The sequence below is a fragment of the Rhodococcus sp. IEGM 27 genome, assembly GCF_033142305.1.
GTDB classification, from domain to species: Bacteria; Actinomycetota; Actinomycetes; order Mycobacteriales; family Mycobacteriaceae; genus Rhodococcus_F; species Rhodococcus_F oxybenzonivorans.
Genome location: NZ_JAWLSG010000006.1, coordinates 487,371 through 501,703, shown reverse-complemented (window position 1 = coordinate 501,703; position 14,333 = coordinate 487,371). Strand labels below are relative to the sequence as shown.

General features: G+C 66.2%; 11 protein-coding genes and 1 pseudogene. 3 read left to right on the top strand and 9 right to left on the bottom strand.

The genetic code is table 11. The features are described 5' to 3' along the window. From mmsB to R4P95_RS23215, 3 genes are all read right to left on the bottom strand, one after another. Window positions 1-659: 3-hydroxyisobutyrate dehydrogenase (gene mmsB / locus R4P95_RS23225; protein WP_317840480.1), on the bottom strand; the 659-nt coding region annotated here is incomplete at its 3' end. Then, window positions 656-1,774: an enoyl-CoA hydratase/isomerase family protein gene (locus tag R4P95_RS23220; RefSeq protein ID WP_317745418.1), complete on the bottom strand. Its 1,119-nt coding sequence runs from the start codon at window positions 1,772-1,774 to the stop codon at window positions 656-658. The genes R4P95_RS23220 and mmsB, both read right to left, overlap by 4 nt. Then, window positions 1,771-2,934 carry an isobutyryl-CoA dehydrogenase gene (locus R4P95_RS23215; RefSeq protein WP_317745417.1) on the bottom strand — a complete coding sequence of 388 codons (1,164 nt, stop codon included), beginning with the start codon at window positions 2,932-2,934 and terminating at the stop codon, window positions 1,771-1,773. Before R4P95_RS23215 ends, R4P95_RS23220 begins: the two co-directional genes overlap by 4 nt. Before the next feature lie 230 nt (window positions 2,935-3,164). Here R4P95_RS23215 and R4P95_RS23210 point away from each other — a divergent pair, with 230 nt between their 5' ends. Then, window positions 3,165-3,707, top strand: coding sequence for a MarR family winged helix-turn-helix transcriptional regulator (locus R4P95_RS23210; RefSeq protein ID WP_317745416.1), 543 nt, complete (start codon window positions 3,165-3,167; stop codon window positions 3,705-3,707). Beyond that, window positions 3,694-4,719 carry a LysR family transcriptional regulator gene (locus tag R4P95_RS23205; protein WP_317745414.1) on the top strand — a complete coding sequence of 342 codons (1,026 nt, stop codon included), beginning with the start codon at window positions 3,694-3,696 and terminating at the stop codon, window positions 4,717-4,719. Before R4P95_RS23210 ends, R4P95_RS23205 begins: the two co-directional genes overlap by 14 nt. A gap of 97 nt (window positions 4,720-4,816) precedes the next feature. On the opposite strand, the gene R4P95_RS23200 is transcribed toward R4P95_RS23205, so the two are convergent. Together R4P95_RS23200 and R4P95_RS23195 are read right to left on the bottom strand one after the other, a co-directional pair. Then, window positions 4,817-6,031: a CoA transferase gene (locus R4P95_RS23200; RefSeq protein WP_317745413.1), complete on the bottom strand. Its 1,215-nt coding sequence runs from the start codon at window positions 6,029-6,031 to the stop codon at window positions 4,817-4,819. A gap of 36 nt (window positions 6,032-6,067) precedes the next feature. Further along, entirely contained in the window at window positions 6,068-7,570 is a 1,503-nt protein-coding gene (locus R4P95_RS23195) for an aldehyde dehydrogenase family protein (RefSeq protein WP_109325652.1), read from the bottom strand. A gap of 609 nt (window positions 7,571-8,179) precedes the next feature. On the opposite strand from R4P95_RS23195, the gene R4P95_RS23190 reads away from it, so the two are divergent. After that, window positions 8,180-9,877 carry a PHA/PHB synthase family protein gene (locus R4P95_RS23190; protein WP_317745412.1) on the top strand — a complete coding sequence of 566 codons (1,698 nt, stop codon included), beginning with the start codon at window positions 8,180-8,182 and terminating at the stop codon, window positions 9,875-9,877. Here R4P95_RS23190 and R4P95_RS23185 read toward each other — a convergent pair. From R4P95_RS23185 to R4P95_RS23170, 4 genes and pseudogenes are all read right to left on the bottom strand, one after another. Beyond that, the gene (locus R4P95_RS23185) at window positions 9,841-11,361 is read right to left on the bottom strand and encodes a bifunctional 3-(3-hydroxy-phenyl)propionate/3-hydroxycinnamic acid hydroxylase (RefSeq protein WP_317745411.1); all 1,521 of its coding nucleotides are present in this window, start codon (window positions 11,359-11,361) and stop codon (window positions 9,841-9,843) included. The genes R4P95_RS23190 and R4P95_RS23185 overlap by 37 nt on opposite strands. 125 nt (window positions 11,362-11,486) lie before the next feature. After that, window positions 11,487-12,182, bottom strand: a pseudogene (locus tag R4P95_RS23180) (AMP-binding protein); the annotation flags it as partial. Further along, complete coding sequence (locus tag R4P95_RS23175) at window positions 12,179-13,120, bottom strand: fumarylacetoacetate hydrolase family protein (protein WP_317745410.1); 942 nt, start codon at window positions 13,118-13,120, stop codon at window positions 12,179-12,181. The pseudogene R4P95_RS23180 and the gene R4P95_RS23175, both read right to left, overlap by 4 nt. After that, window positions 13,117-14,250, bottom strand: coding sequence for a VOC family protein (locus tag R4P95_RS23170; RefSeq protein ID WP_317745409.1), 1,134 nt, complete (start codon window positions 14,248-14,250; stop codon window positions 13,117-13,119). Before R4P95_RS23170 ends, R4P95_RS23175 begins: the two co-directional genes overlap by 4 nt. Between the last annotated feature and the right edge of the window lie 83 nt (window positions 14,251-14,333).

The following is a 14,333-nucleotide window of genomic DNA, read 5'->3' as shown; positions in this document are numbered from 1 at the left end:
GGCACTGGGCAGTTGGTGGTCAGCGCCCAGCACTGCCCCGACGCGTTGGACGCGACGTCGAACAGGGCCTGGTGACTCAGCCCCAGCTTCTCGCCGAGGACGAACGCCTCGCTGACCGCGATCATCGACACCCCCAAAATCATGTTGTTGCAGATCTTCGCGGCCTGCCCGTTGCCCGGGTTCCCGCAGTGGACGACCTTCTTGCCCATCACCTCGAGTAGCGGCTTCGCGGCCTCGAAGTCCTCGTCGCTGCCGCCGACCATGAACGCGAGGGTGCCCGCGGCCGCGCCCATGACCCCGCCGGAGACGGGTGCGTCGACCGAACGGTGCCCGGCGGTGACGGCCTCCTCGTGCGCCGCCCGGGCGTCCGCGACGTCGATCGTGGACGAGTCGATGAACAGGGTGCCCGGCTTCGCGGCCGGCAAAATTTCCTTGTACAGGCCGAGGACGAGTTTGCCGTTCGGCAGCATCGTGATCACCACCTCCGCCTCGCGGACGGCGTCGACGGCCGACTCGGCGACGGTGACACCGTCTTTGGTGGCCTGCTCGAGGGCGGCGGGGGCGAGGTCGAAGCCGACCACCGTGTGCCCGGCCTTGACGAGGTTGGCCGCCATCGGACCACCCATGTGGCCGAGTCCCAGAAATCCGATCGTGCTCATGATGCAGTCCCTCCTGGACGCGTGTCGCTGGTCGAAGCCGCTGCCGGGACGGCTGCGGTGGGTGGGGTGAGGCCGAGTTCGAGGTCCCCGAGCGGGGCGAAGAACGCGTCGACCTGCTCGTCGGTCACCTCGGCGAGGGTGGCGGGCGACCACTGCGGGTTGCGGTCCTTGTCCACCACCTGCGCCCGGATGCCCTCGACCAGATCAGGGGAGCTCAGGCAGGCGACGGACACCCGGAATTCCTCGTTCAGGACTTCCTCGAGGCTGCCCGCCGCCCGGGCCCGGCGCAACGATTGCAGGGTGACCGCGCACGCGGTCGGCGACTTCGACAGGATCTGCTCGGCCGCCTTCTGAGCCTCCGGCACCCCACTGCCGCGGAGGCGGGCAACGATCTCGGGAACACTGCCGGCCGAGTAGGCGGCGTCGATCCACCCCTGCTGCGCCAACAGTTCGGACACAGGGGCGGGTTCGGTGAACCGGGCGAGGGCGTCGTCGATCGAGGTCTGTGTGAGTGCCTCGATAAAGCTGTCGATCTTCGCCGAGGGGATGTAGTGGTCGGCGAATCCGCACGCGATCGCATCGCCGGCACTGAGCCGGGCGGTGGTCAACGCGATGTGGGTGCCCAACTCCCCGGGGGTGCGGGCGAGTAGGTAGGTGCCGCCGACGTCGGGGACGAACCCGATCCCGGTCTCGGGCATCCCGATCATCGACCGCTCGGTGACGACCCGGACGCTGCCGTGCGCGGACACCCCGACGCCGCCGCCCATCACGATCCCGTCCATGATCGCCACATACGGCTTGGGGTAGTTCGCGATGGCCGCGTTCAGGATGTACTCATCCCGCCAGAACTCCCGCGACCCGGTACCGCCCTCTTGGGCGTCGTGGTAGATCGACACGATGTCGCCACCCGCGCACAACCCCCGCTCACCGGCCCCGGTGATCACCACCGCCCGCACCCGATCATCGTCGGACCACGCGGCCAACGCCGCCGCGATCTGCCGCACCATCGAGTGGTTGAGGGCGTTGATCGCCTTCGGCCGATTCAGCACAAGCCGGCCCACACCATCGCTGGTGCTGATCAGGACCTCGGGGGTCGTGGTGGTTGTCTCGCTCATGCCGCTCCTTGTTTTCCGTGTCCGGCGCCCGCGACGACGCTGCGGGCGATGACGACCCGCATGATCTCGTTGCTGCCCTCGAGGATCTGGTGCACCCGCAGATCCCGGACGATCTTCTCGATGCCGTACTCGGCCAGATACCCGTAACCGCCGTGCAGTTGCAGCGCCTTGTTGGCGACCTCGAAACCGGTGTCGGTGGCGAACCGCTTCGCCATCGCACACAACTCCACCACCTCCGGTGCCCCCTCCTCCAACGCGGCCGCGGCCCGCCACAACAGGGTGCGGGCCGCCTCGAGTTCGGTGCGCATGTCGGCGAGCTGGAACTGCAACGCCTGCGAGTCGAGCAGCGGCGCACCGAACGCCTTCCGGTCCGCGAGATACGCGACCGCCTTCTCCAGCGCGGCCTGCGCGCCGCCGACCGAGCACGCCGCGATATTGAGCCGGCCCCCGTTCAAACCGGCCATCGCGATCCGGAACCCACCGCCCTCGCTGCCCAGGAGGTTCGCCGCCGGCACCCGCACGTCCTCGAAGATCACCTGCCGGGTCGGTTGGGCGTTCCAGCCCATCTTCACCTCGTTCGGCCCGAACGAGAGCCCCGCCGACTCCTTCGGAACGATGAACGCGGAAATCCCCTTCGGCCCGCCCTCCCCGGTGCGGGCCATCACGACGTAGACGTCGGACGTGCCGGCCCCGGAGATGAACTGCTTGACCCCGTTCAGGACGTAGTCGTCGCCGTCGCGGACCGCCCGGGTGCTCAACGCCGCCGCATCCGAACCGGCACCCGGCTCGGTCAGGCAGTAACTACCCAACTGATCCATCGCACACAACCCCGGCACGAACGCGCGGCGCTGCTCCTCGGTGCCGAACCGGTCGATCATCCACGTGACCATGTTGTGAATCGAGATGTAGGCGGCGATCGACGGGCACCCCCTCGCGAGCTGCTCGAAGATCCGGGCGGCGTCGACCCGGGTCAGCTCCGAGCCACCCACATCCTCCCGGATGTAGATCCCGCCCATCCCCAACGACGCCGCCTTCCGCAGCACATCCACCGGGAAATGCTTGGTCTGATCCCACTCCACGGCATACGGCGCCAGATGCTCGGCCGCGAAGTCACGGGCCGTCTCACTGATCGCCCGCTCGTCATCGGTCAAGGTAAACATACGATTCGACCCTTTCAGATCGGAGAAGTTGGAAGTACTATAGTTGGACATCCACGAACATTGCTAGTCCTCGTCCGGCAAGGGCGGCGAAAAGCCGGATCCTCCGGGTGTGGGATGAGAAGTCGTCCCGGAGGTCGGAGTGCCAGGGCAATTGGTCTCATCTGGGTCGATTGCCGGCCACAGGCGTGCAGTTCGTCGACTCGAGCATCGGTGAAAAAAGGAGACCTTTCGTGACCGCTACGGAACCGGCAGCAACAGAGCGATCCTGTTCTGACGCAGCGGAATTTTCGGGGACGGCACTGATCGCGGCGGTCCTGCAGACGCAGAAACTGATCGTTCGCAAGCTTGATGCCACCCTCAGCCCGTTCAAGCTGTCCTTTCCTCGGTACGAGGTCCTGTCCTTGGTCGAAGCGGCACCGAACGGAGTCATGTCCACGGCGCTTCTGTGCCGGACCCTGGACCGGCATCCCACCACGATCACGTCCCTGATCGACGGCTTGGAGCGCACCGGGTTGGTCACCCGTTCGACCAATCCCGTCGACCGACGCGAGACTCTCGTGACCATCACCGATCGTGGGCGGGCTGCGGCGGTGTCGGCCGCACGGGTCGTCGACGATGTCTCCGCCGTGGATCCTGAAGTGCTGCGTCGTCTGAGCATCGACCTACACACGCTGCTTGTCGCAACTTCGGATACACAGGCGCGGCAAGGCACCGCGCCGTCGGCTCGCACTGCCGAGTGCGTTCGGGGGAACGGCCACGATGACCAGCGCTGACGCCCACGACGGTCGGTACGAGCAGGCATCCGAGACGGGCAATGCCGAGGCCGCCCCGCCGGTCACGATCGATGCGAGAGGTATTCGATCCGATGACCTTCGGTATCTGCTCGCGGTCGCACGGAGCGGGCGCCGTCGATCGGCGGCAAAGGACCTGGGTGTCGACCACACCACTGTCTCGCGGCGCGTGAATGCACTGGAGAAGGCTCTGGGAGTTCGTCTGCTGCAGCGCAGCGCGGACGGCTGGGAATTGACCGACGTCGGGCGGTCCGTCGCCGAAAAGGCCCGGCTCATCGAGGAAGCAGTCCAGGAGACCGCGGATGTGGTCGCCGGTATCAGTGAAAATACGCTCCGCGGAACCATTCGCGTCACCGCACCGGACGGGTTCGGACCGATGTTCGTCGCGCCGGCCCTGGCTAAACTTCGCATGAACCACCCCAATCTCGTTGTGGAACTCATCACCGCAACAAGGCAACTGAATCTGCAACCGGCGGGATTCGATATTGCCGTCGCTGTCGGAACCCCGATCAGCAGTCGACTTGTCTCGGAACGTATCTGCCAATACTCGCTAGGCCTGTACGCCAGCGAACAATATCTACGTGATCACGGTGAACCCGCCACCATGGACGAGTTGACAGCCCATCCGCTGATCTTCTTCGTCGACTCCCTCTTGCAAGTGGGAGACCTCGACCTCGAGCGGCACCTGCCCGGAGTGACCGCTAAATTCATGTCCACCAACATCTTTGCGCACGTTTCGGCAACGCGCGCCGGCGGCGGCATCGGATTGCTTCCCGCTTTCATGGCCGACCAGCATCCGGACCTTCGCCGGGTGATGGCCGACCTGGTCGATGTCCGCCTCTCCTTCTCCATTGCGGCGCGCAGGGCAAGCCTGACAAATCCGGCCGTGCAAGCAGTTCGACGCGTACTCCAAGAAGAGATCCTCAGCCGCCGAAACGAATTGCTCCCGGAACCGCGACACCCAAAGCCCGCAGGCCCCGACACCTCGCAGTGACGCGCGCCCCCTCGTGATCGGCGCCATGGCGGGCGCCGTATGGACGACGTTGCAGGACACTGTCTCCTGCAACGCCGCCCACCGACTACCGCATTTGTTACGCCCGCGTGGTGATCTCTGAGTCGAACTGGTCGACCAGATTGCCACTGCCGATCCAGTCGAGGATCTGCTCGGTGTGCTGACCGAGAACCGGAGGGGGAGCGTGCTGAGTACGGACCAATGACTGTCCGTCCGCGGTTTCCATGCGCAGCGAGGGACCCGGCAATTGCACCGGCCCGACCACTGGGTGGTCGACCTCGAGGAGGAGTCCCTGACTACGGGTTTGTTCCCATTCGTAGACCTCGTCGATGGTGCGGATCGATCCCGCAGGCACACCGGCTGTTTCGAGGGCGGCGAGAACTTCGGCCCTGGTGCGGTTGGTGAAGTCCGCTTCGATAGCGGCGATGAGCGTGTCGCGGTTGGCGACCCGGTCCCGGTTGACGGTGAACCGGGGGTCATCCGCCGACAGCCCGGCGACGGGGGCGAATTTTGCCCAGATCGCCTCGCTGCCGACCGCGATCTGCACGTATCCGTCGCCGCACCGGAAGCTGCCGTACGGTGCGATCTGGGGGTGGTGGTTGCCGGACCGTTGGGCGACCTGTCCGCCGACCGTCCACTTGGTGCCCTGGAAGGTGTGGGCACTGACCGCCGCGGCCAGCAGCGACGTGCGCACCACCATGCCCTTGCCGGTCTTTTCCCGGGATGCCAGCGCCGCTGACACCCCCGCGGTTCCGTGCACGCCGGCGAGCACGTCCGCGATCGGCACCCCGATTCGGGTGGGCTCGCCGTCCGGGGTACCGGTCACGGACATCAGGCCGGCCTCGCCCTGGGCGATCTGGTCGTAGCCGGCGCGGGATCCTTCCGGGCCGTCGTGGCCGAATCCGGTGATCGACAAGGTGATCAGCCGTGGATTGAGCTCCTCGAGCACGTCGGTCGGAAAGCCGAGGCGGTCGAACGCTCCGGGCCGGAGGTTCTCGATCAGCACGTCCGCTCGCCGGATCAGCCTGCGCAGCGCCTCGCGCCCGTCCTCGCTCTTGAGGTCGAGGACGATCGATTCCTTGTTCCGGTTCGCCGACATGAAGTACGACGACTGCGGGTCGTCTTGCGGCCCGACGAACGGCGGTCCCCAGGTGCGGGAGTCGTCGCCGGTGCCGGGGGCTTCGACCTTGATCACCCGGGCCCCGAGATCGCCGAGCATCATGGCGGCGATCGGGCCGGCAAGCGCACGGGAAAGGTCGAGCACGAGGATGTCGTTCAGTGGTCCGACAGTCATGGAATTCCGTTCAGTCCAGAGTAAGGAAGCGAGGGGTCAGAGTGTGCGCAGGCGCACGTTGACCTGCTTGGTCTGGGTGAAACCGGCGATCATGCCTTCGAGCGACACTTCGCGGCCCAGGCCACTCTGCTTGTAGCCGCCGTAGGACTGGCCCACCATCTGGCCGCCACCCTGGTTGACCTGCACCCACCCGGTTTCCAGCGCGTGGGCAGTGGACAGCGCCAAATCGAGATTGTGTGTCCAGACGTAGGCGGCGAGCCCGTAGTGCGAGTCGTTGGCCATCGCGACGACGTCGGCGTGATCGGTCCACGGGATGGCGACGAGGGCGGGACCGAAGATCTCCTCCCGGGACAGGCGCCAGGAGTTGTCGGCTCCGGAGAACACGGTCGGGCCCATGTAGTAGCCCTCGGATTTGCCGACCTTGTCGGGGGAGCCGTCGAGGACCGTCGAGACCTTGTTCGAGCTGAGGCCGTCGTCGAGGAAACCGCAGACCGACGCGAACTGGGCCTCGTTGATGATGGCGCCCATGTCCGTGGCCTCGTCCAACGGGTTGCCGACCTTCAGCCCGGCCAGGGTGGTGACGAGCCGGTCGAGGACGTTGTCGTAGATGTCCTGGTGCAGGAACAGTCGGGAGCCGGCGGTGCAGCTCTGGCCCTGCCTGTGTACGCGGGTCGAGAGCAGCAGCTGGTTGATGAAGTCGTCGTTGATATCGACGTCGGGGAAGACGATCGACGGATTCTTACCGCCCAGTTCGAGGGAGACGTGTGCGAGGCGGCCACCGGCTTCACGGGCGACGCGTCGCCCGACCTCGGTGGAGCCGGTGAAGGAAACCTTGTCGACGTCCGGGTGCTGGACCAGCGCCTCGCCGGCCACCGAGCCCTTTCCGGTGATGACGTTGAGGACACCGGCCGGCAGATGCTCGGCGCAGATCTCGGCGAGGAGCAGCACGCTCAGCGGGGCTGCTTCGGCGGCCTTGACCACGACGGTGTTGCCCGCGACGAGGGCAGCGGGGATCTTGAATCCGGCGATCATCAACGGGGAGTTCCAGGGCAGGATGCAACCGATGACGCCGAGCGGCTCCTGGCGGGAGTACTGAAGCTGGTCATCCCCGGCGGGCAGAACCGTGCCCTTGATCTCGCCGGCGACACCGGCGAAGTAGCGGAACAGATTCGCGAGGGTCTGCACTTCGGGACGGGCCTGGGTGCGCAGCGCGTTTCCGGTGTCGAGGGCGGTCAGCCGCGCGAGCTCCTCGGCCCGGGCGTCGATGGCGTCGGCGATCTTCGACAGAATCCGGGCGCGGGCGGTGAAGTGCTGAGACTTCCAACGCGGGAAGGCCTTGTGGGCAGCACGGACGGCCTTGTCGACGTCCTCGGCGCTCGAGGTCGGGACACGGCCGATCACGTGCTTCCGCAGAATAGGAGTGGTTACCTCACTCCACTGACCGTCGAGAGCTTCCACCCACGCCCCGTCGACGAACATCGGGTAGTCGCGGGCTTCGGGAATCTGAAGGTCCGCGAGGGAGGTCTGGGTGGAAGTCATAGGGCGTCTCCTAGCTGTATCGTGCTCGGGCAGCATGGGCACGGCTCATGCGTCGGGCAGGACGTAAGTCAATGAATCGCCGTCGAAACTCCGATGGCGCTGGGTGATACATCCACGATGCGGTGCGAGTCCGCGCCGGTCAATCACCAGATCCGCTACCCGGGTGCGCAAAAATGCGCCACCACTGCGCGCGGCCCCCCACACATCCGCAGGTGCCCCGTCCGGTGTCCGAGAGCGGGCTGAGCGTCGCAAGCATCGGAACGGGTGCCGGAAACCGCACCTCGGTTTCTATCGGTGATGGGGCGTTTCTTCCGGAATGCATTTTTGCCGAGCGCGCAGTAACACCCGCCGCCGAATACTTACCCGTACCTGGCGGTTTCATATATTAATGAATTACGACGCGAAAAGGCCCGCCGCCGAACATTTTTCGGTCACCAGCTCGCCTCGAGTACGTGAATTCGACACAAGTACCAACTGTGTCGAAAATGATCTTGCTCGAAATTCTGGATTACGCGCGAGTAACCATTAAAGGTGTTTATGCTGCGGTCCACACTGGGACTTATCCCCGCCACGGGGTGCTGGTGTCCAGGTACAGACGAAGGAGAACCGTTGACCAAGACAGCGGAGCCGAAGATCGCACTCGTGATACCCGACGCCACCCCCGAGGGGGAGGACCGTGCGGGCGGGATCGGCGCACGGAACGCGCTGAACGCAGTGACGGGAGTCGTCGGGCAGGGCCGAGTGGTCATCGAGGAGTCGCTCCGCCTCGGGCGCGAGCTGACGAAGATCACCGTGGGCCGCTCGGATGTAGGGCCGGCCGCGGGCGATCGGCGGTTCACGGATCAGGCCTGGACGAACAATCCGATCTACCGCCGTGTGCAACAGACCTACCTTGCTTCCGTCGACGCGGTCGAAAGTGTCGTCGACGACTTGGGTCGACGGGTCGATGACCGCCACGCGCGGGAAGCGGCGTTCGTATCGACCGTCCTCACCAGCGCGCTCGCACCGACGAACTACTTGCTCACCAACCCGGCGGCCGTGAAAGAGGCGTTCGACACCGGTGGGATGAGCCTGGTTCGTGGCGCCCGCAACTATGTGTCCGACCTGCGCCACAACGGTGGGATGCCGCGGATGGTCGATCCCGACGCCTTCACGCTGGGCGTCGATCTCGCCGTGACGCCGGGTGCCGTCGTCGCCCGCGACGAGGTCGCCGAGGTGCTGCAGTACACGCCGACCACGGAGACCGTGTACGAGCGCCCCGTGCTCGTGGTGCCGCCGCCGATCGGCCGCTACTACTTCCTCGACCTGCGCCCCGGTCGCAGCTTCGTCGAGCACGCCGTGTCCCGCGGACTGCAGACGTTCATGCTGGCGTGGCGTAATCCGCAGGCAGAACAGGGTGACTGGGACCTCGACACGTATGCGCAGCGGGTGTCGGACGCGATCGACGAGGTCCGGGAGATTACCGGCAGCGATGACGTCAACGTGATCGGTTTCTGCGCCGGCGGCCTCATCACCACCGCCCTGCTCAACCACCTTGCCGCCACAGGGGACACCCGCGTGCACAGCATGTCGTACGCCGTGACAATGCTCGACTTCGCAGACCCGGCGGGGCTCGCGGCATTCTCGGGACCGAGACTGCTGCAGCTGGTGAAGGGCCGATCCCGGCGGAACGGCATCATCTCGGCACGCGACATGGGCAGCGCCTTCACGTGGATGCGCCCGAACGACCTCGTCTTCAACTACGTGGTCAACAACTACCTCATGGGACGGACGCCACCGGCCTTCGACATCCTCGCCTGGAACGCCGACGGCACCAACCTGCCCGGGGCGCTGCACGTCCAGTTCCTCGACATCTTCGAGAACAACACCCTTGCGACGCCGGGAGCGATGACGGCGCTCGGCACGCCCGTCGACCTCGGCAGGATCACCGTCCCCACCTTCGTCTCCGGCGCGATTGCCGACCACCTCACGTCCTGGAAAAACTGTTACCGCACAACCCAACTGTTGTCGGGCGACACCAAATTCGTGCTCAGCTTCTCCGGGCACATCGCCAGCCTCGTCAACCCGCCCGGCAACCCGAAGTCCCACTACTGGGAAGACGGAGAGCCAGGACCCGATCCCGAGGCATGGCTCGACGCGGCGACGAAGAAGACCGGCAGCTGGTGGGAATCCTGGGCCGATTGGGTCTCGGAACGGGCCGGCGAGCGCATCGCCGCGAGTACACGCCTGGGCAGCGACGAGCACACCGTCCTCGGCGACGCACCCGGTCTCTACGTGCGCGACCTGAAAGCCGGTATTCCCGTGTAAAGGGCGGCCAGAGATCGCCCGGTCTGCATGACGGTGCGGTCGGGTCGCACGATCGCCGCGGTCGCGTGCCCGTCGGCGAGCCAGCGACCCAGGTCGGAGCCGGGCGGGGCGGGCACGACGACGGCGCCGCGACGTTCGATCTCGTAACGCTGGCCGGCGGACGGCTCGATCGTGGTGACGAGCAGGAACTGTGCGGGCGTGCTGTCGTCGAGTCGACGGCCCTTACCGTCGAGAACTGGGTTCGGGCACAGGGTTCCGGCCAGTCCACGCGTGGGCCCGGTCCGGTGGACGAATTCGGAGCGGCGCAGCGCTGGGGTGGTGCTGTCGGTGATCTTCGCATCTACTCCCGGTATCCGTCCGGCCAAGGGAGCGAGGCGCCGTCGCACCACGTTACCGACGCGACCGCCCTCGGTCATTGCCCAGCCGATCGTAGTCGCGAGTCGGATCATGTGGTGGGCGTGAGGCTTCCGTTCCTGCTCGTAGGTGTTCAGGCAGCTGTCAGGAAGGGTGCCGTCGAGGACGCCGGTAAGCTTCCAGGCCAAGTTCGCGGCGTCGCGAAGTCCGGCCCCCATCCCCTGTCCGACGAACGGGGGCGTCAGGTGCGCTGCGTCGCCGAGCAGGAAGACGCGGCGGTCACGCCACCGGTCGGCGACCTGCGCCTTGAAGGTGTAGTCGGTGACCCGGACCAGTTCGAGGTCGGTGTCAGGGACTGGCCGGGTCCAGGGAGCGATCAGGGGCCGCAGTGGGCCCAGGTCCTGGAAGTCCGCTGCGCTTTCCCCGGGCCGGAGCCGGAACTCCCACCGGTAGCGGTTGCCACCGATCCGCATGTACGTCGCGGCGCGGACCGGATCGCACACCTGATGAACACCTTCCCACTGGTGCAGGTCGGCGTCGGTGGCGATGTCGACGACAAGCCAGCGCTGCTCGAATCCGAGATCCTGCATGCGCGAGCCGATCGACGACCGGACCACGCTGTTCGCGCCGTCGCAGCCGAGGACGTACCCGGCTCGAACGAAGTGACGTTCGCCGGTGAGACGGTCGGTGAATGTCACTCGCGCAGAGTCACGTTCGTGCACGACCGCGGTGATGGCACTGTTTTCGCGCAAGCGCACGGTGTCGTACCGGGCCAGCCCGGTACGCAGCAGCTGTTCGAATTCCGGTTGGTCGAACATGTTGGCCTGCGGGAAGCCGTGCACGCTGCATGCCGGGTCGCGACGAAACTCGGCCAGCGTTCTCGTCTCGCGGTCGACGAGCCGTAAACCCTGCGCCGGGCGGGAGATGCGGGCAAACTCCTCGGCCAGCCCGACCCGGGCGACGATGCGGTAGACCTCATCGTCGAGGTGTACCGCCCGCGGCTGTGGATAGACGCCATTCCACCGGTCCAGCACCAGGACGTCGACGCCGTACTCCCCCAGCAGGGTGGCGGCGGTGATTCCCGTGGGTCCGGCGCCGACGATGACGACCGGGTACCGCTCCTCGATCATGCCGTTGTCTCCAGTCGCCAGATCAGTGGGTAGCGATCGAGCGCGGGTCGGCCGGCGGCACCAGCGGCCGCGGCGACGGTGACGACGACCGAACCGTCCTCGACAATCGCGTCGAGCACGGTGACCGAATTCGGAGCAGCGGCGGGCAGCATGGATGCCCCGACGAGGAAGGCGCGCAGGCTGGAGATGTCGGCGTCGACCGGGCATTTCGCGCGCACGGCGTAGACGGTGGGGACCGCGCTCATCGCGGCGAGTCGGTAGTGCTCGATGATCCGCCAGAGCTCGCCGTACAGGGCGGCGTCGCGGTAGCCGAGCGGCCCGGCCCACACCACGTTCTGCCCCCGCAGCATCGGTGCGAGCAGCGTGACGATCAGCGCGTTGACGTGGAGCAGCGGCAGAGCCGCAAAGATCCGCGCACCGGAACGACGCAGCAGTTCGGCAATGTGCTCACCGGACAGGCTCGGGTTGATCGGGGCAGCGATACCGGCGACCTGCGCGGTGAGGGTGGCAGTAACCAGCTCGTCGCGGTGCGGCGACATCAACGCCACGGCGTCGTTCCGACGAATACCGGCCGCGTGTAGGGCAGTAGCGGCTCTGTGCACGTCGGCGATCAATTGTGAGTAGGTGCGCCGCACCGGTTCACGCCAGCGCGCCGCGTCGGGGAGGACGGTCAGCGCGGTGCGGTCGGGCCACAGGTCGGCCGCGCGGACCAGCAGGTGGTAGGTGGACGTGGGTAGTCCTCGGGAGTCGAGCGGGACGGCTTCTATTGCGGGGAGATCGTCGGGATGGTCGTACGTCGGCCATAGTGCGGTAGCGGTCACCGGGCGAACCTGACCACGGTCCGCTGGATCCCCAGGTCCAGGACATTGTCGTCCGTGGCGATCGACAGCTCCATGACATCGCCGTCCTGCAGGTAGTGGGGGTTCTTCGCCTGCGCCTTGAAGAAGGACTTCCACTTGACCGCAGGCGGCAGCAGCGAGCCGATGATCTCGACCGGCTTGGACGGCGCCTTCAGAGCGGTGCCCCCGGGAGTACCGGTGAGCAGCAGGTCTCCGGCATCGAGTCGCTGGAACTTGGTCAGGGCCTGCAGCGCCTGTACAGGCCGGTAGATCATGTCCCGTCCGACCGTCATGTTCTGCCGGACCTCGCCGTTGACGCGCAGTTGCAGTCGCAGATCTTCGAATCGCTTGAAGTCGCCCTCCTCCAGAAGCACCAAAACCGGGCCCACCGGGGTGAAGGTGGGATACGACTTCGCCTCGTAGAACTGCGTTTTCGGGAGCTGCACGTCCCTGGCGGACACGTCGTTCGTGATGACGAGACCGGCGACGAAGTCTGCAATGTTGTGCTCGTCGATCGAGGTACCCACCGGAACGGGTCGGCCGAACACCAGTCCCGCCTCGACCTCGTAGTCGAGAAACCGGACATGGTCGGGTTTGAGCACGTCCGCGAACGGGCCACTGATCGAACCGGACGCCTTTCGGAAGAACGTCAGCGGGACGGTATTCGGGTTCATCCCCGAATCCTTCACGTGCGAGACGTAATTCGTCATCTGCGCCACCACTCGGCACGGGGCTGTGACCGGGGAGAGTAGCTCCAAGGTGTCAATCGGGATCGTGTGCGTGGCCGTGGCAGCGGCCTCGATCGCCGCCCGATCGGCGAGAAGTGCGGCCGTCGTGGTGGCAGCGGAGTCGACCGGGGCGGCGCCGCGTGGGGTCTGCACCCACCAGCCGTCGTGGGTGCGGAGGACGGAAATGCTCATGTAGAAGCTACTTTCAACAGGCCACGAAGGCGTTGGAGGTCGAACTCGTTGTCTCCGCGAAGCGAAGAGATCGTCGCGCGCAATTCGCGCAGGGACTCCCGGCCAGGGGCAGTACCGAGAAAATCACTGGTCGCCGGCGGGCCCCACTGCGCCAGACCGGAGGCGCTCATCGGCGCCCAGCCAGGTTCGAGGGCAGCGTCGAACATGTCACCGTCACTGAAATGCTCGACCAGGAAACCGTCCGGGTCGCGCCAGTAATCGAAAATCTGGCTGCCCTGGATGTGACGGCCGATCCCCCACGAGCGGCGGTAACCCCGCTCCCGCAGGTATTCGCCGCCTGCGGCCAAGGTGTCGAGGTCGCAGACCTGGTACGCCGAGTGCACGTAGCGATTGGACGGGCCGAGGGTGAGAGCCAAGGTGTGATGGTCGGCGGGGGTGCTGCCACGGTCGCAGCGGATGAAACTCATCACCGGCCCCCGCTGCCGTTGGCCGGGGTAGTACTGGAAATCGCTCACGATCATTCCCAGGTGCTGCAGATACCAATTCAGTGTCTCGAGGTATGTGGTGCTCTGTAGCACCACGTGACCCAACCGCTGCACCGACGCCGGCTCCCGTGGTGGGCGCTGCGTCGCGTTAGTCCGTTCCGCCGTGCGTCCGACGTTGAGGGTGACCGGAGTCTGCGCGGGCAGTGCGGGTAACCGGCGCACGCCGGAGACCACGCGCACCGAACTCCCATTCGGGTCGGACAACTCGACGACGATGCCGCCCAGGCTCTCGGGCAGTCGGTCGACACGACGGCTGGTGGCCTCGGCCAGATGCAGCACGTCCGCGTCATCGGCGGCGAGGTACGCCGCTCCCAGGAATCGGGAACGGGGGCCCTTCTTGATGATCACGCACGGCGTTCCGGCGTCGGTTCCCCGTAGCTGCAGTTCATCTCGGGTCCGTGAGGCGGTGGTGAATCCGAAGGCGTGAGCGAACATTTCGGCCCGGTCGAGGTCGGGTTTCGTGAATTCCAGCCACGCGAGATCGTGCACCTTGACGGTCGGGTTCGGCGCCCGGCCGGGGTGTTCACCGCGCCGTGCGCCCTGTTCGCTGTGCAGATCGGCGTGAGCGTCGAAGTGTTTATTCATGAGCTCTCCTCAAGTGAATGACGATATCGTCACTCATGAGTGGTTCGTCGGTCAAGGCTCCTGACGAAATCATCATTTCTGAG

Excerpts from the sequence above, each read along its gene's own strand:
- R4P95_RS23220 (WP_317745418.1), bottom strand. The coding sequence starts at position 1,774 with ATGAGCGAGACAACCACCACGACCCCCGAGGTCCTGATCAGCACCAGC.
- R4P95_RS23205 (WP_317745414.1), top strand. The coding sequence starts at position 3,694 with ATGACCAGCGCTGACGCCCACGACGGTCGGTACGAGCAGGCATCCGAG.
- R4P95_RS23170 (WP_317745409.1), bottom strand. The coding sequence starts at position 14,250 with ATGAATAAACACTTCGACGCTCACGCCGATCTGCACAGCGAACAGGGC.
- R4P95_RS23195 (WP_109325652.1), bottom strand. The coding sequence starts at position 7,570 with ATGACTTCCACCCAGACCTCCCTCGCGGACCTTCAGATTCCCGAAGCC.
- R4P95_RS23215 (WP_317745417.1), bottom strand. The coding sequence starts at position 2,934 with ATGTTTACCTTGACCGATGACGAGCGGGCGATCAGTGAGACGGCCCGT.
- R4P95_RS23200 (WP_317745413.1), bottom strand. The coding sequence starts at position 6,031 with ATGACTGTCGGACCACTGAACGACATCCTCGTGCTCGACCTTTCCCGT.
- R4P95_RS23175 (WP_317745410.1), bottom strand. The coding sequence starts at position 13,120 with ATGAGCATTTCCGTCCTCCGCACCCACGACGGCTGGTGGGTGCAGACC.
- R4P95_RS23185 (WP_317745411.1), bottom strand. The coding sequence starts at position 11,361 with ATGATCGAGGAGCGGTACCCGGTCGTCATCGTCGGCGCCGGACCCACG.